The 22,036-nt window shown below is 37.3% G+C and carries 11 protein-coding genes; all 11 read left to right on the forward strand.

Going from position 1 to position 22,036, the window contains the following annotated elements:
* The first annotated feature begins 208 nt into the window (after nt 1–208).
* Nucleotides 209–3,304, forward strand: a complete 3,096-nt coding sequence (locus tag B0A67_RS10885; protein WP_072960067.1) for a SusC/RagA family TonB-linked outer membrane protein — start codon at nt 209–211, stop codon at nt 3,302–3,304.
* Nucleotides 3,305–3,320: 16 nt separating this feature from the next.
* The gene (locus B0A67_RS10890; protein WP_072960065.1) at nt 3,321–4,907 is read left to right on the forward strand and encodes a SusD/RagB family nutrient-binding outer membrane lipoprotein; all 1,587 of its coding nucleotides are present in this window, start codon (nt 3,321–3,323) and stop codon (nt 4,905–4,907) included.
* Between the two features lie 92 nt (nt 4,908–4,999).
* Complete coding sequence (locus B0A67_RS10895) at nt 5,000–6,046, forward strand: sialidase family protein (protein ID WP_072960061.1); 1,047 nt, start codon at nt 5,000–5,002, stop codon at nt 6,044–6,046.
* Between the two features lie 439 nt (nt 6,047–6,485).
* Nucleotides 6,486–8,678 (forward strand): alpha-N-acetylglucosaminidase, encoded by a 2,193-nt coding sequence (locus B0A67_RS10900; RefSeq protein WP_072960058.1) that lies wholly within the window; start codon nt 6,486–6,488, stop codon nt 8,676–8,678.
* A gap of 240 nt (nt 8,679–8,918) precedes the next feature.
* Entirely contained in the window at nt 8,919–11,930 is a 3,012-nt protein-coding gene (locus B0A67_RS10905; protein WP_072960055.1) for a SusC/RagA family TonB-linked outer membrane protein, read from the forward strand.
* A 19-nt stretch (nt 11,931–11,949) separates the two neighbouring features.
* Entirely contained in the window at nt 11,950–13,563 is a 1,614-nt protein-coding gene (locus B0A67_RS10910; RefSeq protein WP_072960051.1) for a RagB/SusD family nutrient uptake outer membrane protein, read from the forward strand.
* 239 nt (nt 13,564–13,802) lie between these two features.
* A complete protein-coding gene (locus tag B0A67_RS10915) occupies nt 13,803–16,115 on the forward strand; it encodes a GH92 family glycosyl hydrolase (protein WP_072960048.1) in 2,313 nt (770 codons plus the stop codon).
* Nucleotides 16,116–16,299: 184 nt separating this feature from the next.
* On the forward strand, nt 16,300–18,576 hold the full coding sequence (locus B0A67_RS10920) for a GH92 family glycosyl hydrolase (protein ID WP_072960045.1): 2,277 nt from the start codon (nt 16,300–16,302) through the stop codon (nt 18,574–18,576).
* An 8-nt stretch (nt 18,577–18,584) separates the two neighbouring features.
* Nucleotides 18,585–19,154 carry a hypothetical protein gene (locus B0A67_RS10925; RefSeq protein ID WP_072960042.1) on the forward strand — a complete coding sequence of 190 codons (570 nt, stop codon included), beginning with the start codon at nt 18,585–18,587 and terminating at the stop codon, nt 19,152–19,154.
* A 156-nt stretch (nt 19,155–19,310) separates the two neighbouring features.
* Complete coding sequence (locus B0A67_RS10930; protein ID WP_072960038.1) at nt 19,311–21,104, forward strand: hypothetical protein; 1,794 nt, start codon at nt 19,311–19,313, stop codon at nt 21,102–21,104.
* A 71-nt stretch (nt 21,105–21,175) separates the two neighbouring features.
* Nucleotides 21,176–22,024: a DUF4861 family protein gene (locus tag B0A67_RS10935; RefSeq protein ID WP_072960035.1), complete on the forward strand. Its 849-nt coding sequence runs from the start codon at nt 21,176–21,178 to the stop codon at nt 22,022–22,024.
* The last annotated feature ends 12 nt before the right edge of the window (nt 22,025–22,036 follow it).

Consider the following 22,036-nt stretch of genomic DNA (forward strand, 5'->3'; position numbering starts at 1 on the left):
CTATTGAAAAAAGGGAAAATCATTTCGATTACCTCGAAATGAGAATTATTTATAAAGAAGATTAAGATTACAATTTAAAACGTTTTCGTGATCAAAAAGGATAAATGTATTCCCTACACCTTTTCAAACCTGTCATTTGTCGAAATTATATTTTGTTAACAAAATGTATTCATAAGTTTAACATGTTATTAACTCAAAACAACTAAACATGATTAAGGACGTACTAAAATTACTGTTTGTAATTTGCTTATTCGGATTTCAAGGTCTGCAGGCACAAACAACAGTAAAAGGAACGATAACAGATGCTCAAAGCGGAATTCCGATCCCAGGGGCAAATGTTATTGTTAAAGGAACAAAAACAAGTGCATCATCAGATTTTGATGGTAAGTACAGTATTTCAGTTCCAAACCAATCTTCAGTTTTGGTTTTCACTTACGTTGGCTCAGAACCAAAAGAGGTAGCCGTAGGAAATCAAAGTACTGTAAATGTAGCATTAGGTGCAGCCACTCAGCAATTGGGTGAAGTCGTAGTAACCGCTCTGGGTATTAAGAGGGAGAAAAAAGCGATTACCTATTCTGCGCAAAACATTTCGGTAGATGAACTTTCAGAAGCAAGATCACTAAACGTTGCCAACTCACTTTCAGGTAAAGTTGCCGGTCTTAACTTCTCTACAACTTCAAACGGTGTGGGTAGTTCCTCGAGAATTACATTAAGAGGGAACAGGTCCCTTACCGGAAACAACCAGCCAATGTATGTGGTAGATGGTGTACCAATCAGCAACGGAACAACAAACACAAATCCTGACATTGATACAGGAGGAACAACACAGCCTGATGGTATCTCAAACATTAACCCTGAAGATATTGCTTCGATGACGGTTCTTAAAGGACCATCTGCAGCAGCACTTTACGGAACAAGAGCGAGTAATGGTGTCATCGTAATTACAACTAAATCCGGTAAATCCGGTAAAACATCGGTTTCGTTATCGTCTAATTTTATGGCTTCATCAGCTTATGATTTGATGAATTTGCAAAATCAATACGGACAGGGAACTTTAGGTGCTTATAATGCCACTTCAAGCTCAAGCTGGGGAGGAAAATTAGACGGAAGCCAGGTTTCGGCATGGCAACTTGTTCGTAATCCTAACTATACAGGACCGGCAACAACAAGTTACAGCCCTCAGCCCAACAACGTTATTGATTTCTATAAAACAGGTTATAATTTAGCCAACACATTAACTGTGACAACAGGAAATGAAAAAGCGCAGGGTTATTTTTCTTATACCAACACAAAAGCTGAAGGTATTGTTGGAGGAAATCAATTAGACAGACACAATGTTAACTTAAGACTGACAAGTAAAATATCAGACAAATTATCATTAGATGTAAAAACAAACTACATCGTTCAGGATATTGATAATTTATTGAGAACAGGGGAAGAATCTATTGGTACTTCTGCTTACTTACTACCACGTAGTATCAAATTCAATGAGTATAAAGATTTTGAATATTTTGATGCTGCAGGACAAAGACAAATGAACTATTTCTTAGATGAAGCCGGAGCTCCGGGCGGTAACCCATATTGGTCAGCCTTGCGCGATGATGCACGTACAGACAAAAGAAACAGATTTATAGGTCTTGCTTCTCTTAAATATGATTTTACAAATAAGATCAGCTTACAAGTAAGAACAGGTTTAGATCAAATGACCAACAAGAATGTCAGAAACAGATATGCCACAATTGCATTCAACAACAATCTTGGTTCATACAGCGAATCGTATGAAACAGTAAGCGAATTCAATACAGATGCATTGCTTTCTTATAACGAGAAAGTGGGTGATTTTACTATTGGAGTAAATGCGGGAGCCAACTCCTTGCAACAAAGAAGTTCTTCATTATATTCAGGCGGAGTTTTAAGTAAAAGAAACTTTTTTGCCTTATCAAATGTGGCTACAGTTCAGTCAACATCTACTGCTTCAGAAAAAAGAATTAACTCTGTTTACGGTTTCTCACAAATTGGATTTAGAAATTATTTATTTTTGGATTTAACTGCCAGAAATGACTGGTCTTCTACATTACCGGCAGCAAACAGATCTTTCTTTTATCCTTCTGTAGGTCTATCGGCAGTATTATCTGATATGTTTACATTTCCGGAAGCGATTAGTTATGCAAAGCTAAGAGGCTCTTACGCAAAAGTAGGTAATGATACAGATCCTTATCAAACAAGTTCAAGATTGTCTTATATTGGTGGTAACGGAGGTATGCTGTATGCTCAAACGACAGCTGCAAATCCTGATTTAAGACCGGAAATGTCAAGTTCTGTTGAGTTTGGTGGTGAAATTAAATTCTTCAAAAATCGTTTAGGATTAGATGTTACTTATTTCAAAACCAATACAAAAGATCAGATTTTCTACATCAATACTCCGGAATCTTCTTCGACTTCAAGAGCGGTAGTAAATGGTGGTGAAATTCAAAATAATGGTATCGAGGTAGTTCTTACTGCTACTCCTGTTCAAACAGAAAACTTCTCCTGGGATGTTACGGCAAACTTTGCCACTTACAAATCTGAAGTAAAATCTATTTATGGAGGAAGAGAAGAATTGGTTCTTGGTGAAGGACGTTTGGTAAGAAGTAAAGTAATTCAGGGTGGAGAATATGGAGATTTATATATTAAAGGTTTCCAAAGATCTCCTGACGGAAAAATTATTGTAAACAGCGCGGGTCTTCCGCTTGCCACAAATAGTTTTGATGTGCGTGCCGGAAACTTTAACCCGGATTGGACAGCAGGTCTTAAAAATAATTTCAAATACAAAGATTTCTCTTTAAGTTTCCTTGTTGATTTTAGAATTGGCGGTGAAGTTATTTCATACACTCAGGCAAGACAAGCAGGTCTGGGAGTAAGTGATGTTACCCTTGCAGGAAGAGAAGGCGGAATCATTGTTGATGGTGTTGTGGCAACCGGAGGAGGAAATTATGTTCAGAATACAACAAGTATTAATGCTGAACAATACTGGACAGCAATTGGACAAAGAACTCCTATCGCAGAACCTTTTATTTATGATGCGACAAACATCAGATTAAGAGAACTTGTTTTAGGATATTCTTTACCAAAACGTATTTTGGCGAACTCAGGTTTTACAAATATTGACTTTTCACTGGTAGGAAGAAATTTATTCTTCTTCGTGAATAAAGCGAAATACTTTGATCCGGAAGCCGGTGCCGGTACAGGAAACTTGCAAGGTATAGAGTCTTTCAACATTCCTTCAACGAGAGATTATGGAGTAAATGTTAAATTCGGATTTTAATTAAAAAAGAGACATCATGAAATATAGTTTTAAAATAAAAACACTAGGAGTTGCATTAATGGCAGTTTCTATTTTATCAGGCTGTACAAGCGACTTTGATAAAATAAACACCGATCCTAATTCGCTTACAGAGGATCAGTTAGACCCAACTCTTGCAGGACCGTCTTTTGCATCTGCTGTTTATGCAGGAATCCACAACGGATCTTACTCATCGCCAGGTGTAGATGATCAGGGAACGTGGGGTATTGCAACAGGTATTTTATCTTCTACTTTTATACAATATCTGAATTGCGGATATGGTACAGAAAGAAATGCATTCGTAAATGGTTACGAAGGACGTGGATGGACAAGATTTTACACCGTTGCTGTTCCGGCTTTAAACAATGCGATCAAAGCATCTGAAGGAAATGCCGAAGCTTTGGCAATCCTTAAAATATGGAAAGTGTTCATGTACAATCAAATGGTAGATGCTTATGGCCCAATTCCGTACACAGAAGCAGGTAATAAGAAAGAAAAAGTACCTTATGACAGCGTAGAATTTATTTATGAAGACTTCTTTAAGCTATTAGATGAAGCAAATGCGACATTAAGTGGTTCTGCTGTAACAACAGTGGCTTCATTTCAGCCTAATGACCGTCTTTATGCAGGTAACGTTTCGAACTGGAGAATATTTGGAAACAGTTTAAGACTACGTTTAGCCTTAAGAATTTCTGATATCGAACCTGCAAAAGCAAAAACACAAGCCGAAACTGCGGTTGCTGCGGGTGTTATGCAAACCAATGAGCAGGGAGCATTCTTTAAAGCGAGTAACATTACGCCAAACAACTTAAACATGATCGTAAACAGCTGGGGATATACTATGACTGCTTCTATGGAAAGTATCCTTGTGGGATATAATGATCCAAGGTTAGCAAAATGGTTTGCTCCAATTGATACCGGTGTTTATCGTGGTCAGCCTATTGGAGGTTTAGAAGATCAGTTTGGAACCACTAAATTCTCTGCATTCAACAATGATGTTATGGGTAATGGTGCAGCAGGAAATCTAAGCGAATCTAAAAATATTGAAGTATTCATGGCTTCTGAAAACTATTTCAGCAGAGCAGAAGGTGCTTTGAACGGATGGAACATGGGCGGAAGTGCTCAGGATTTATACGAAGAAGGTATCAGATTGTCATTGAGACAATGGGGAATTACAGATGCCGCTACAATCAATGCTTATGTTGCTGGAAATACATTACCGGTTTTACCTAATGTTCTAACGGTTTATCCAACTTTAGACCTACAGGATATACCTGTAAAACTTCCTGTGGCATGGTCTTCAGCTGTTGCCAGCCAACGTACGCAGATTGCAGTTCAAAAGTATCTGGCTATATTCCCTGAATCCTGGGAATCGTGGGCAGATTTGCGCAGAAGCGATGCTAAAATAATTTATCCGCCGCTTAACACCGATAACAATGATGCCGGAGTTGGTAAAAGTTTGATGAAAAGAATTATTTATACAACAAATGAATATTCATCGAATAAAGATGCTGTTGCAGACGGAATCGTAAAATTAAAAGGTCCAGATACCGGAGGAACAAAACTTTGGTGGGATACTAAATAATTAATTTGGTGAGTAAGGAAACCACACATTCTTTACTCAAAAAACGCAAAAGGAGAGGGAACTCTCCTTTTGTTATATATAACAATCAGCTTATGAATTTTAAAATCTGTTACTCATTTGTTTTATTCCTGTTTTTTCTTTCCTGCGCTTCGCTTAAGAAAGAACCCAAAGCAGTAAATATTACTCAAAATTATATTGCGGACCATCCGGTTACGGCTGCGAGTCACGCCTCGACATTAGCAGAACTGGAGCCCAATACACTTTTGGCAGCCTGGTTTGGCGGAAAATACGAAGGAGCCAAAGATGTTAGTATTTATGTTTCCTCTTATAAAAATAAAAAATGGTCTGCACCTAAAAAACTGATAGAGCCTTTGATCAAAGAAGGCGATACCTTGCCTTGCTGGAATCCGGTTTTGTTTAAAAGCAAAAGCCAGAATCTGTATTTATTTTATAAAGTCGGTAAAAATCCAAGAGAATGGTTTGGCGCTATGATTGTTTCAAAAGACAACGGAAATACCTGGAGTAATCCCAAATACCTTCCAACAGGAATATTAGGACCAATTAGAAACAAACCAATTGAAACAGCTCCCGGAATTATCCTGTGCGGCAGCAGTACCGAAAGTATCGATGATAACAAATGGCGCGTTCATTTAGAAAAGTATACAGAAAACACAGATACCTGGGAAAGAATTGACATTAATGATCCAAAACAATTTGATATTATCCAGCCCACATTCCTTGTGCATTCCGATCAGGAAATTCAGATTTTATCCAGAAGCAGGCACAACAAATTAATTTCAAGCTGGTCTGAGGATAATGGAAAAACATGGCAGCGAACAGATAGCATTAATGTTGTCAACTCAAATTCAGGAGTGGATGCCGTAACCCTGTTCGATAAATCATTTTTGTTGGTAAATAATCCGCTGAAAATGGGAAAAGACTGGTTTAACGGACGCAATGTACTCGACGTAGAATATTCGAAAGATGGCGTAAACTGGAAAAAAATATTTGATCTGGAAAACCAGACAGAAGGAGAATTCAGTTATCCCGCAATCATTCAGACCTCAGATAAAAAAGTACACATTTTGTATACCTATAACCGAAAGTTCATCAGGCATACCACATTCGATTTGAAATAATCAGAACATGTTTGATGCAATTCCCGAAAGTAATCTCAAAATCATAGCAGCATAGCTTACAGTTTTTGCTTAAAGATTAGCCTGAAAGTCACTCCACTGAGTGGCTTTTTGTTTTTATCCCGGTAAAAAAAGAAACAATCCTAAAACTTCCGAAGCATGAAATACCTGTATATATAACATTTTACAGCCCATACAGGATATGTCTATAGTTTTGAATGATACGTCCATGATGGAAACATTGATTCTGTATAATTTTAGCCCTGATTCAATATTTAATTAGTACTGTCAGAAACGAATTGTAAAAGTTTTAGATGCTAATGCCTCATAAGAATATTGGATTGGAATTTTGGTTTTGTTTAATAGGGAGATATCATCTCCCTATTTTTTGTTTCAATTTCAGAAAAAACACCGGATAGTAATTACCTAAATATAAGACAATATGAAAAGAGAATGTCTCACAGTTAGAAGCTGCCATTTCTTAAAAATTATAATTCCATTTTTTGCAATCCTCCTTTTTTCAATACCCGATGTGTGCGGACAAAACGGAGCAGATACAAAAAGTTCAAAAGCAGTATTAGAAAGACTTATTGGCAATCGGGCCAGTGAATTTGAGCTGACAATTATCGAAAATAAAAATCAGGATCAGTCAGATTCGTTTGAAGTTGAAACCCAAGGCAACCGCGTAAAAATTCAGGGAACTTCGAATACCGCCCTTTGTTATGCCGCCTATAATTTTCTTAGGGACATTTGTGCTGTTTTGGTGAGTTGGGAAGGCAACAGAATAGATTTACCCAAAAGCTGGCCCAGGTATTCAAAAAAAGAATCGACTCCGTTTCAATACAGAGAATATCTAAACGCCTGTACATTTGGTTATACGACTCCGTGGTGGGACTGGAAACGCTGGGAACAAGAAATAGACTGGATGGCTTTTCACGGTATTAATCTGCCTACTGCCATGGAAGGACAGGAAGCAGTATGGCAGGAATTATGGAAAGGGTACGGATTGACGGATAGCCAAGTGGCAGCACATTTTGCCGGACCTGCATTTTTACCGTGGCAGAGAATGGGCAATATAAACAGTCTTGAAGGACCTTTGCCTCAGGAATGGATCAATAAAAAAGGCAATCTTCAAAAACAAATACTGGAAAGGATGAGAGCTTTGGGCATGCATCCCGTTGTACCCGCCTTTAGTGGTTATGTGCCAAAAGCATTTGCAGAGAAACATCCGGAATCAAAGATAAAAGAACTAAAAACCTGGTCAGGAGGTGGTTTTGCAAGTACCTATTTGTTAGATTCTAAAGATCCTTTGTTTAAGGAAATAGGAAAACGCTTTATCGAAATGTACACTAAAGTATACGGGCATTCAGATTTTTATCTGGCTGATTCTTTCAATGAGATAACACCTCCTGTTTCTGAAGAACACAAATATGAGGAACTCTCGGATTACGGAAAAACGATATTCGAAACTATTAATGAGGCGTCACCCGGAGCAACATGGGTCATGCAGGGATGGCTTTTTGGAGACAATAAAGAGTTTTGGACTAAAGAAGCTACAAGCGCTTTCTTAAGTAAAGTTCCTAACGACCGACTGATGATTCAGGATTATGCCAATGACCGCTATAAAGTCTGGGAAAATCAGGAAGCTTTTTATGGTAAGCAATGGACATATGGTTATGTACATAATTACGGAGGATCTAATCCTGTTTACGGCGATTTGAATTTCTACAGAAATGAATTGACCAGTTTATTAAAAAATCCAAATAAAGGAAATGTTGCAGGGTATGGTGCAATGCCGGAAGGTCTAAATAATAATTCGATAGTATACGAATATATTTACGATCTACCTTGGACACAAGGAAAAGAACCGGTAAAGGACTGGCTGAAAAATTATTTGAAAGCACGATACGGTAAAAATATTTCCAATTCGGTTTTTGAGTCCTGGCAATTATTAATTGAATCTGTTTACAGCACAAAGTATTGGGAAACGCGTTGGTGGAATGATAGGGCCGGAGCGTATTTGTTTTTTAAGAGACCAACTTTAAAAATAACAGAATTCAAAGGAAATCCCGGAGACAAAGAAAAACTCAAACAAGCCTTGGATATTTTACAGCTAGAAAGTAAAAATTTTGATAAAAACAGTCTTTACAATTATGATTTACTCGACGTGTCAAGACACTATTATTCACTTTGTATTGATGATTTACTGATCGAATGTGTAAAAGCGTACCAACAGAAAGACCTGAAAAAAGCCGATACCTTATATAAAGAAATAGAAAAACAGGCTTTGGCTATAGATAAAATACTTTCAGGACAGCCGTTGAATGATTTAAGCTATTGGCTGCAATCGGCTTGGGATTACGGAAGCAATGCCGAAGTATCAAAACTATATGTAAAAAATGCAAAGACACTAATAACACTTTGGGGCGGTGAAGGACATTTGAATGATTATGCTTCCAGATCATGGCGCGGTATGTATGCTGAATTTTACTGGCCAAGATGGAAAATGTTTTTACAGGCATTAAGAGCATCAGAGATTAGCAAATCTCCATTTGTAGAAGAAGACGTAAGAGCATCAATAAAAAAATGGGAAATAAAATGGTGCGAAAGCCCCGAAATGTACAAAGGCCGTTAACAGGGAGTTCAACAAAGATCATTATAGCATAATAACTTTATTGTTTCAGCGGACTCCAAAATACATTTGTCAGGATATATTTCTTTTTTATGTTAATGTGTTACGAAAATAAATCTCTGAAACCCTTATTCTTGCTGGATTTACTAAAAAAATCCATGTTTGTGAATAACCTGTCCATTTCTTAACAATTCATTAATACTATTTTCGCTTTACTATTTAACCAATTAACCAAATAATAATATGGAAAAACTTAAGCTTTTATTACTAGCCTTTTTTCTGGGCTTCTCAATTAGTTCATGGGCGCAAAAAACTGAGATATCAGGTGTGGTTCAGGATGAGAAGGGTATGCCGTTACCAGCAGCCAATGTGCTCGAAAGTGGTACGCCGAATAATATTGTAACAGACTTTGACGGGAAATTCAAAATGACTGTTTCAAACAAAAATGCGATATTGATTATTTCTTTTATAGGATTTGATGAACAGCGTCTTAAACTGGACGGCTCAAAAACAAATTATACTATTAAGCTGAATTCCGGCTCTACTAATCTGGAACAGGTTGTAGTGGTTGGTTACGGAAAAGGATCCCGTAAAAACTTAACAACTGCTGTTGCATCTATAAAAGGAGATCAACTGAACAGAGGGGTAATCAGTGATGTAGGACAAATGCTTCAGGGAAAAGTTTCGGGTCTTAATGTTTCAACCAGTGGGGATCCAACGAAACAGTCTTCAGTAGTTTTGCGTGGAGTATCTACATTAAATGGCTCTCAGGGACCTTTTTATGTAGTAGATGGTATTCCGGGTGTTGATATTTCTGTGATTGCATCAGAAGATATTGTGAGTATTGATGTGCTGAAAGATGCTGCTGCAACGGCCATTTATGGTAACCGTGCTGCAAATGGAGTGATCATGGTTACTACCAAAAAAGGAAGTAAAGACAGAAGTCAGATTACTTATAGCAATTATTTTGGTGTCGAGAATGTTTCGAACCAGCTTGATATGATGGATGCAAATCAATTGAGAGCATTTACAGTTAAGAACAATTTAAATTTTACTCCTGAAAATGATAAAGGGGCAAATACAGACTGGCAAAAAGCAATTCTTAGAAATTCCGGAGCGCAATCAAGCAGCCATAACCTTTCGTTAAGCGGAGGTGGTGAACATGGTAATTATTTTGCAAGTGTAACCGCTGTAAACAAAGAAGGAGTTCTTTTGAGCAGTGATTTTTCGAGAATTATTGCACGTCTGGCTGTTGAGCAATTTGCATTCGATGATAATTTAAAAATTGGTCTGAATGTAACCAACTCTAATACGAAGTACACCAATGTTCCACAGCGTAATACGGTACTTCAACAATCGATAAGCCACCTTCCTGTATCGCCAATCAGAAATGCAGACGGATCATTTTTTGAAAATTTCATTCAAACCAGTTACTTCAATCCGGTAGCTTTAATAGAGCATGGAGATGATGATACCAAAACCAATAATTTTGTGGGTAGTCTTACGGCAGAATTAAAACTTCCTTACGGATTCTCTTATAATTTGAATTTATCGTACCAACAATTAAATTCACTGCACGGAGAGTTTTATGACAGTTATTATCAGCAGTATAATAGTGCTACTTTCTACAATAATCCAGATCCGCCTCAGGTAAAACAATTAGTAAATTTTGGTGTAAACGGATCAGCAATGAGAAATTCTTACCAAAACAGTAATACTATCGTTGAGAGCTTTTTAAACTGGGACAGAACTTTTGGCGACCATAAAATTAAGGCTGTAATTGGGTATTCCTGGCAGGAAGATATTCTTGGTGACGGATTTCAGGCATCAGCAACTAATTTTCCTGTAGATAATGTGAGTTATAACAACCTTGCTTTAAGTAATTATACTTCTGTAAACGGTTATGTTGTTAATTTTGGAGACAGTAAAGCGTATCAAAAAAGACGTTTGATTTCTCAGTTTGCCCGTTTAAATTACAATTACAAAGACAAATACCTTTTACAGGGAACCATCAGAAGAGACGGAGGTTCAGTATTTGGTACCAATAATCAGTGGGGTTATTTTCCTTCAGTGGGGGGTGCATGGAGAATTGACAAAGAAGGATTCATGAAAAATCAAAATGTTTTCAGCGATTTGAAACTTCGCGGAAGCTGGGGACAAACAGGTAACTCTTCAGGATTTAATGCTTACACGGCGCAGTTTATTTCGGGAAGCCTTGGAACATTCTATTACAACGGACAACAAATGGGTGCTTATGGACCCAATCAGGCCGCTAACCCGGATTTGAAATGGGAAAAAACAGCAACCGCAAATCTTGGTCTTGATTTCACCATATTAAAAGGAAGAGTATCGGGTTCTGTTGATGTGTATGAAAAGAAAACCACAGATATGATTTTCAATTATGCTGTAAATCCTGTATTAGTGCCGGTAGGAACAATTGTAGCCAATGGCGGTAATATGTCAAACCGTGGTATTGAAGGCTCGTTGAGTATTAATGCTATCAAAACTAAAAATTTCAGCTGGTCGACCACTATAAATGGTTCAACAAACAAAAATGAAATCACCAAATTGAAAAACCCATTATTTGTGGGAGGAGATTCAATACGAAGAGTACAGCCTGATGGAGGCGGTCAGACAGGAAGTACCCTGCAAATTTTTAAAGAAGGAAAACCTCTTGGACAATTCTTTACACTGCAATATGCAGGTAAAAATGCCAATGGCGTTTCCCAATATGTTGCCAGAGACGGAAGCTTAACAACTACTCCGGCAATTGGTACAGATTACCATTATGCAGGAAGTGCACAGCCTAAATTTTTATTGGGATGGGATAATAATTTCACTTACAAAAAATTCGACCTGAACATCTTTTTCAGAGGTGTATTTGGCAATAAAATTTTCAATGCAACGCGTGCAGATTTATTCAGGCCAAGTACTGCCATGACCACCAACATTCTTGTTGATGCCCAGAATGAATCTCCAAATGATTTAAATGCCTATAAGTATTCGACGCGATTTATAGAAGACGGAAGTTACCTTCGATTAGACAATTTGACTTTAGGATATGATTTTGGTAAAGTGGGGAAATACATTAAGAAGATCCGTATTTACGAAACAGTAAATAATCTGTTTGTTATTACAAAATACACCGGAATTGATCCTGAAATAGAACAAGGAGGAACTGCTCCGGGTGTAGATTCAAATAACTTCTATCCAAAAACGAGAACTTTCCTGTTTGGTTTAAATGTGATATTCTAAAAAATAAATGATAAATACGATGAAAAATATAGTAAAATATTTAGGGCTTCCAATCCTTATGGTTGGTTTATTATGGTCTTGTGAGGATCTTGATGTGCCCATTACAACGCAGCTTACACCAGAAGTATTCCCTCAGAATTCAACACAATATATTCAGACTGCAGGTCCGGTATATGCAGCTTTTCGCGGTGAATTTTCGTTTTCTTACTGGTTTACACAATCCTTAAGTACAGATGAATCTATTTTGCCCGCCAGAGGAGGTAACTGGTATGATAATCAGGGTTACAGAATGCTGCATTACCATGACTGGACAGCAGATAATGGTAATATCGGAAGCCTTTGGGATTGGTCTTCAAAAGTAATCGGGACCAGTAATCAGGCCATTTCGATCTTAGATAAAACAATGCCGGCAGGTGCTGATAAATCTACAATGATTTCAGAATTAAAAACCATGCGTGCGATCTCTTATTTTATTATGATGGACAGCTACGGCAACGTGCCTTTGGATACCGTTTACGGAGATTTTACAGCTCACGCTAAATCAGACAGAAAAGACGTATTCAATTTTATCGAAAGAGAATTAAAGAAAGCTCTTCCTAATTTAAATCCGGTTGCCGGAATAACAACATACGGAAGACCAAACAAACAAACAGCAAATGCTTTGTTGGCTAAGTTGTATCTGAATGCTGAGGTTTATACCGGAACACAACGTTACAACGATTGTATAGCAGCTTGTGATGGCGTTATCAATTCAGGATTGTATGCCATAGAACCAAGAAGCACGTACCTTCAGATGTTTTATCCAACAAACGGACCGCAAATGAAAGAATTCATATTTGCTGTTCCTTATGATCCATCGGCTGTTACGGTAGGCTACAACGGACAAATGTATCATTCGCGGTATGATGTTCCGCGTTCTGAAAGAGCAAAATTCGGACTGTCTTTTACTCCTAGTGCGCCAAGAAGTACAATACCTTCATTTTATGCTTATTTTAATGATGTGAATGATATTCGTAACAAACAATGGTTAACCGGTTTGCAATTCATGAATGACGGTGTTACTCCGGTAATGGTTAGTACTACAAAAAAAGGGTACGACCAGTTCTATACCGGATCAGATGGTGCTGCTGCTTATACGTATCAGTTAAATTTAACGCCGGATATTCTACTGCGTCAAAACCCTGCTTTATTCGATTGCGGAAACGATGAGATTGCCTGGAATATGGGATACAGAAATATTAAGTTTTATCCTGATGCAGGTTCAACAAGCCGTAATCAAAATAACGATGTACCTTATTTACGTTATTCAGATGTTATCCTGATGAAAGCCGAAGCAATCCTTCGCGGAGGAAATGAAACTTTAGGTCAGACAGCCGTTTCGCTGGTAAATATGGTTCGTTCTAACAGAACTACTTCTGCAGCATGGAGCGGTGTTACTTTAGAAGAATTGTATCAGGAAAGATGCCGCGAATTTGCTCACGAAGCATGGCATAGAAATGATATGATCCGATTTGGAAAATTTGAAGGGCAATGGGGATTCAAAACAAACTCAGATACCTATCGCCGTATTTTCCCGATTCCAACCAATGCTTTGGTTTTAAATCCTGCACTAACACAGAATACAGGATATTAATGAGTATTAATCTGAAAGCAAATCTAAAATAGATTACAGCTTTATAAAAGGAGAAGAGGATGAAAATTCCTTCTCCTTTTTTATTAAAATTCCAAATAGTACAGAATGTCTTTTTAAGACCGCGTTTTCAGATTTTGAGAATGACGACAGTAAAAAGCGAATATCATTTACTAATGGGCACCCAAAAAAGATAATTCCATACCAATAAAACTGTAGTTCCTGTCAATACAATACAATAAATGAAACCGGATAAAATTTATAAAATAGGCCGTATAGGAGTAAGTCTCTTTCTTATTTTTTTAGTGTCATGTAAAACCGAAAAAAATGCTGCTGAAAAAAAGAAATCATTAGTAGATATGGTGTATCCTCAGCTGGATACCGAAAATTCAAGGTGGTTCTTCTTTTCCTCTGCAAGTCGTCCGTTTGGTATGGTCAACTTAAGTCCCGATACAGAAATCAATGGCGATTGGGGAGGCGGTTACAAGTACACAACAGATACGATAAAAGGCTTCAGTCATATTCATGAATGGCAGATGTCCGGAGTTTCGGTAATGCCCGTAACACGTTCTAAAGAAGAAAAGACCACTATTTTTACTAATTTTTATTCTAAATTCAGTCATGAAACTGAAAAAATAACTCCGGGATATCATTCGGTAGTATTAGATAAATATCAAATAAAAGCAGAACTGACCAGTACAAAAAGAGTTGGTTTTCATCGTTATACATTTCCCGATCAGGAACAAAAATCAGTTCTTTTTAATCTCAATACAGTTCTTGGGCCTTGTGATAATACCAATGGGATATTAGATAAAAATAGTAATGACGAGCTTTCAGGATCATTAGTATTAAGCACTAATTTCAGACGTCCGAAACCATTGACCGTATTTTTTAAAATTAAATTCAATACTCCAATTACTTCGATCGAGCACGATAATACCACCCATAATTATTTAGTGAATTTAGAGAAATCGAATAAAAAGGTCTTAATGAAAGTGGGGATTTCTTATACTTCTGTTGAAAATGCCGCTGCTAATATTCAGGAAGAATTGCCTCATTGGGATTTTGATAAAGTCGTTTCAGAATCAAAAACCGAATGGAATAATTTACTCGGAAGAATTGAAGTAGAAGGCGGAACAGCAACAGACCAAAGAAGATTTTATACCGACCTCTGGCATGCTTTGCAGGGAAGAAAAATGATTAGTGATGCCAATGGTGCCTATCCGGACAATACAGGAGAAAAATTCAGAATAGGACAATTGCCTGTGGATAAAGACGGAAAACCTAAATTCAATCAATACAATTCAGACTCCTTTTGGGGTGCACAATGGACAATAAATACGCTGTGGGGACTTGCATATCCTGAAATCATGGGCGAATTTGTACAGTCGTTAATGCAATATTATAAAGATGGCGGTATGATCCCGCGCGGACCTTCCGGAGGTAATGATACTTTTGTAATGACCGGCGCTTCGACCACTCCTTTTATTGTTAGTGCAATTCAAAAAGGAATTATAACAGAAGATTTAGAAAACATCTATACCGGGCTCAAAAAAAATCATATGCTCAATGGTATTATGGGAAAAGCAGGTTATGAACATACTACAGACAGTGGCGGAGGATTAAAATATTATATAGAAAAAGGATTTGTTCCTTATCCGATTCCAGAAGGCGAATTTGGAAGCCATCAGGACGGTGCAAGCCAAACTTTAGAATACGCTTATCAGGACTGGACATTGGCACAATTGGCTAAGAAACTGAACCATCAGTACGATTATAATTATTTTATGGCGAGAGCCAAAAACTATCAAAATGTTTTTGATAAAACAGTCGGATGGATGCGTCCCAAAGATAGTAACGGAAAATGGCTTGAAAATTTTGATCCTTATAAATATGAAAATGGTTTTATAGAATCTAATGGTGCACAGTCGACCTGGTTTGTGCCACACGATATAGCCGGTCTGATCGCTTTGATGGGAGGAAAAGAAAAAGCGGCGGAAAAACTAAACAAGCAATTTGAAGTTTCTCAGCAATTGAAATTTACATCCGGTACCTCACACGATGCCGAGTTGCATCCCGAGTTCAGCCGTATTCCCATAAATTTTGGAAATCAGCCATCCATACAAACCTCTTTTATTTTTAATTTGTTGGGAAGGCCGGATTTAACACAATACTGGACCAGGAATGTAGTAAAAGAAACCTTCAGCGGATTGTCTCCAAACACAGGTTACAACGGAGATGAAGATCAGGGTTTAATGGGAAGCCTGAGTGTATTGCTTAAAATTGGTCTGTTTCAAATGAACGGAGGTACAGATGAAAATCCGGAATACCAGATCGGAAGTCCGATATTTAATAAAGTGTCCATTCAATTAAATCCAAACTATTACAAAGGCAAAAAGTTTGTTATTAAGGCGAACCATAACGGTCCGGAAAATATCTATATAAACGAAATACAATATAACAATAGTCCGGTACAAAACTTTACTATTTCTCATTCGGCTATTACGGGAGGAGGAGAATTAAATTTAGAAATGTCCAGCACACCAAAACACTAAATAAATTTGTCGGGTGATTAAATTTAAACACATAAAATCTATGTTTTAAAAAGTTTATATAAAGAAATGTATTTCTCTCACATAGTTTAACGATGTGTATTTAGAACAAGTGAAACGCCTTTTTTAAGCGTACAATATTGTTAAAATAAGAACTGTTTATTAAAAAATATATCAGATAAAGCAAATGAAATTATCTATTAAAATCATCACTTTTCTAGGAATAGCATTATGCTGTACCCATGAAATAAATGCCCAAAAGCCGCTTCATAATTATGTTGATCCCATGATAGGATCAGAAGGTGTTGGCAGGGTTTTTATCGGGCCTTCATGTCCGTACGGAATGGTGAAACCAAGTCCTGATTGTACTGTTAGTCCTAATAGCGGCTGGCTTCCAATGCCAAAAGAAGTAACCGGATTCAGTCAGGTGCATGTGAGCGGTACCGGTGGCGGGCCCAAATACGGGAACATTCAGATCATGCCTTTTTCAGGAGCTTTAGACAAATTAGATCAAACGTCGCACAGAGCCGAAGAAAATGTAAAACTCGGATATTATGAAACTGTTTTCAAAGAAAATAATATTAAAACAGAAATAACAACAGCCGAAAAAGCCGCTTTTTACCGTATTACTTATCCAAAAAATGCATCTAAAAATGTAAAGATTGATCCGGGTTTTTTCCTGGGAGAAGAAGCAATACCAGACGGAAGGGAAGCGCAGCAATTTGTAGGCTCTCAGATCGAAATCGTTTCAGATACTGAAGTTCGCGGTTACAGCAGAATTCGCGGCGGATGGAATAACGGCCGCGCCTATACCGTTTATTTTTGGGCAGTTTTTGACCAGCCAATAGCAAAATATGTAACCTGGAAAGACGGAAAATTTTACAGCAATCAATCTGCTCAGTTTGATTCAGGAAAAAAAACAGCCGCACTACTTTCTTTTGGCACTGAAGGAAAACAGGAAGTAAATATTAAAATCGGAATTTCTTTTTTAAGTGAATTAAAAGCAAAAAATAACATCGAAGTAGAAATTCCACACTGGAATTTTAATACCGTTTTAGCTTCCTTAGAGAACAAATGGGAGCAATTATTAAACCGTGTTCAACTCTCAGCGGATACCTCTGAAGAATATAAAAAAATGTTTTATACAGGTTTATATCACACCATGATAATGCCGGTAGACAGAACGGGAGAAAACCCATTATGGACCAATGACGAACCGTATTACGATGATTTTTATTGTGTTTGGGATACTTTCAGAAGTTCCAGTCCATTGATTACATTAATCGATTCCAAACGTCAGGTCGAAATTATCAATGCAATGTTGAACATATACAAACGTGAAGGTTACTTGCCCGAAGCCCGAAGCGGAAATGATAACGGTCGTGTTCAGGGAGGTTCTAATGCTGAGGTCGTTCTGGCCGATGCTTTTGTAAAAAACCTAAAAGGAATCGATTATGAACTGGCTTTGCAGGCCATGCTTAAAGATGCTACAGTACCACCCGGAGGAAATGAGGAAAAAGAAGGCAGAGGCGGATTATTAGATTATCTGAAATTGGGATACGTGCCCTACGGTACAGATCGTGCAGGAAACAGAACTATTGATTACTCGTATAACGATTATAATATTGCAACAGTTGCAAAAGGATTAAATCATACAGAATTGTACAATAAATACATAAAACAAGCAGATAACTGGCAAAATCTATGGCGTTCCGATTATGTAAATAACGGATCAACAGGATTTATTATGCCAAAAGATGCCTCAGGAAAATGGCTCGATGATATTGTTTTTGGAGAATCAAAAATTCAGAAGCCAACCTTCAGGTATACGCCTGTCATTATTGATTCTCCCTGGTATGTTTGCCATTGGTGCGTCTTTTTTTACGAAGGCAATTCCTGGGAGTATTCTTTGAGTATTCCACATGATGTTCCCGAGCTCGTTCGTAAATCCGGAGGTGAAGCGGCTTTTCAAAAAAGACTGGATACTTTTTTTGATACGAAATTGTATAATGTAGCCAACGAGCCATCATTTTTGACCCCGTGTTTGTATCACTGGATAGGAAAACCGTATTTGAGCAGCGACAGAATCAGAACCATCATAAAAGAAAATTTCAATAGTTCCCATGAAGGTTTGCCTGGTAATGACGATTCAGGCGCGATGTCTTCGTGGCTGGCATTTCATATGATGGGATTGTATCCTAATGCCGGTCAGCCGTATTATTTACTGAATACGCCCCTGATTAAAGAAACCACTTTGAAGTTAGAAAACGGAACGTATTTTAAAATCTCGGCAAAGAAAATGAGCGATAAAAACAGGTACATAAAATCAGCTTTATTAAACGGAAAGTCTTACAACAAAGCCTGGATTTTACACGATGACGTTGCCAAAGGAGGAGAACTGATCCTCGAAATGGACTCGAAACCCTCGGCTTGGGGAACAACAATAGTACCACCAACAAAATAAACAGGCAGATGAAAAAGATACTTTTAATCCTTTTCTTGTGTGCAATGCATCAAGTAGGAACAGCGCAAAAATATATTCCAATCCTTAAAAACAATACAACATTAAGTTATATCTGTAAACTGCACGGGCAGACCAGAACCCTAACGCTAACCGCGAGAATAACAAGCGATAAACTGATTTTGGATTTAGATACAAGAGGTGTGAAAAGCAGTATCGTAACGTTACCGGAAGCATTGAAAAACGGTAATGCCTTAAGTTTTAATCAGGGAGAATATGCTCCGGTTTTGAACCTGAAACCAACAGAAACATTTTTTATGATTTCGCAGTCTGCTTATCAGGATGTAGTAAAAAACAACAAATTTATTTACAACAATACCACCTATGTGTTAGATCAGAATCAGGGAAATAACAATGTTGAGATAGAAGGAAAAGGAGTCGACGCATTGCACGTAGTGGCAGAGATCGATGAAACAGAAATGTGGATTGTGAAAAATCCGGAGTTTCCGTTGATCTGTAAAATAATGAAAAACCCGTTAGGAATAAATTTTACATTAGTGAAAGTAGCAGATAAAAATTAGTCAATTCCTATCGGGACGACATATTTATAGATTTTAATGAATTTATAATAGAACCTATCGGGGTTGAAATATTTGGATTTAGATGTCGTTCCGCTGGAAATTTATATCAAAGAATAGATAAGAAACCGCTTCATTCAAAACAATAAAAAATACAATATGAAACCTATCAGCCGTGGAGAATTTATTAGATTATCAGGCCTCACATTAGCGGGAGCACTGGTCAGTGATGTTATTTTTGCCAATGATATGCTTCTAAATCACAATGAGGGGAAAGAAGATATTCAATTAATGAAAAAGCTCATTTTGAATAATGACGCCAAAGTCAAAAGCATATTGAATGGAAAACCGATTGACCCAACGATCAGGATCAGTAATTTTCGGGCAATTGCAAGTGGTGTAACCGTGATGACAGCTTCGATATCAAATCCGAAATCCGAATATTATAAATCCGGACTTGTGGCTGAAAAGCTGCATCAGGCAATAGGTATTTTATTAAAAGAGCAATATGCAGATGGCACATTAGACGCAGGAGGAAACAGACAATCACCACCAGATACTGCTTTTGTTTTAGAATATATTTGTCCGGCGGCAGTTTTATTAAACAGAGACAAACAGAAGAACCTTGCAGAAGTAAGAGATAAAATCAAAAGATTTATTCTAAATGCCGGCGAAGCCATGATAACGGGAGGAGTTCATACCCCAAATCACAGATGGGTTATTTGTGCGGCTTTAGCCAGTATTAATTCCCTTTATCCCGATGAACGATATATCAAAAGAATCGACGAATGGCTTGCTGAAGGTATTTATATCAATGAAGACGGACATTATGCAGAGCGAAGCGGGGTTTATTCCGCAGTTATCGACAAAGCATTAATTATAATGGCAAGATTGTTAAACAGGCCGCAGCTGCTCGAAATAGTCAATAAAAATTTGATTACCTATTTTTATTATACAGAACCCAATGGCGATTTAGTAACCGTTGATTCCAAAAGACAAGATCAGTTCATGTCTTTAAAAGTTACCAAATTTTATTTGCAGTACCGCTATATGGCAATCCGGACCCGTAACCCCATATTTGCATATATGGTCAATACGATCGAAAATCTGCCTGAATTTACAAACGATATGTTATCAGATTCGTTGGCTTTCTTTATGGAAAATGAGGAGCTTCAGCAGCCACTTTCTGTGAATGGAAAGATCGATAATGATTTCGAAAAGTTTTTTGCAATCTCTAATCTGGCCAGAATCAGGCGTGGGAAAACGTCATTAACATTATTTGGAGGAAACGATCAGCCGGTTCAGATTGTATCCGGAAGATCTTCAAATCCCAATTTTTTAATGTACCGAAAAGGAAATTCAATATTAAAATACATGCGTTTGTCTACCTCATTTTTCAGAATGGGATATTTCAGCAGTAATGGTATTATAAAAGAAGGAAATAAATACATTTTGAAAGAAACCAAAGAAGCCGATTATTATCAGCCTTTGGCCCACGAATTCCGTAAAGCCGATGGCGATTATAAATTATCGGAATCACAAGATGGCCGGTTTTGGAATAAAATGGACTTTGATTCGAGAATAAAAAGCAATGTAAAAAAACAAATTACGACAATCGAAATCACTGAAAACAACGGAGCACTAAGTCTCGATTTTACAGTAGAAGGACCTCCAAATGTAGAAGTAACCATTGAAATGTGCTTTAACGAAGAAAGCACCATTCAGGGAGACGTAAAAGAAGAGAAAAACAATTATTTTCTCAAGTCCGGACTTGGAGAAATTGTTCTGGCAGGAGATGTAATACAATTTGGTCCGGGAAAATGTGAACATCTAAATGTAGAAAATCTGGATAGTGAAGAATATACCTATCATCAGGGAACCCTTAGAACCAGTGGGAAACATGTTTATATAACAGGATTTACACCATTTCATCACAAAATGAATCTATTTTAATGATAAAATCTTTGGGTAATATTGAAATCTTAGTTTAATTTCACGAAAATTAAATATTTAAAATAAAAATCATGAAATTATCATTTATCACTGCTTTGTTGTTTGGCTCTATTTGCTCTGCACAAAATAATACAGACACAAGTTTGTATATGAAATCTGAGAAAATAACGTACCTGACAGACATAGGTTCAGAAACAGGGGATTTATATAAAACAATAGGACATCACGGGCCTGCAATCGAAAACGAGTGGATGGCATTGAGAATCTATTTTAGTGATAAAGTAGCGATCGATGTTTATTCTAAAGCAAAACCGGGCCTGGAATTAAAAAAAGCACAATGGTATCCAACTCCACAACAGCAAAAAGAAGGATGGGGAGCAGATTATTATAAAGTAGCATCAACTGTAGGTTTAGGAGGTGTAAAACTTTGGGACGGAGACAAACTGGTACCGTTGAACCCTGTAACCAATCGTCTGGCACGTGTGGGAAAAACAGATACCACTTCTTGGATGGAGATGATTTCAAGAGGAGTTCCTTACAAAGGAAAGAAAGTTGATATCCTGGTTCGTGTGACTGTTACTTCAGGAAAAAGAGAAGCAAAAGTAGAAGCAGTTAGTCTGACTGGAGAAAAAGTACAATTTGCTACCGGAGTAAATTATTTCAAAGATTTCGAAACAAAAAAAGGAGCTAATTATATTGCAGTCTGGGGAAAACATCCTGAAGATGTTGCAGCAGAAATTGTGCCTATTGGTGCTGCAATAATTTACAATCCAAAAGATTATGAGAAAAATACAGATGACGGAACGCAGTATTTGCTGATCTCAAAACCAACTAAAAATTTAGAAACAAAAATCATTTCTTCAAGTACCAGAGAAACGGAGTTAAATACTTTGGATAAATTAGAAGCTTACATCAAATAGGCTGACTATCTC

This window comes from Flavobacterium aquidurense (assembly GCF_002217195.1).
Lineage (GTDB): Bacteria > Bacteroidota > Bacteroidia > Flavobacteriales > Flavobacteriaceae > Flavobacterium > Flavobacterium frigidimaris.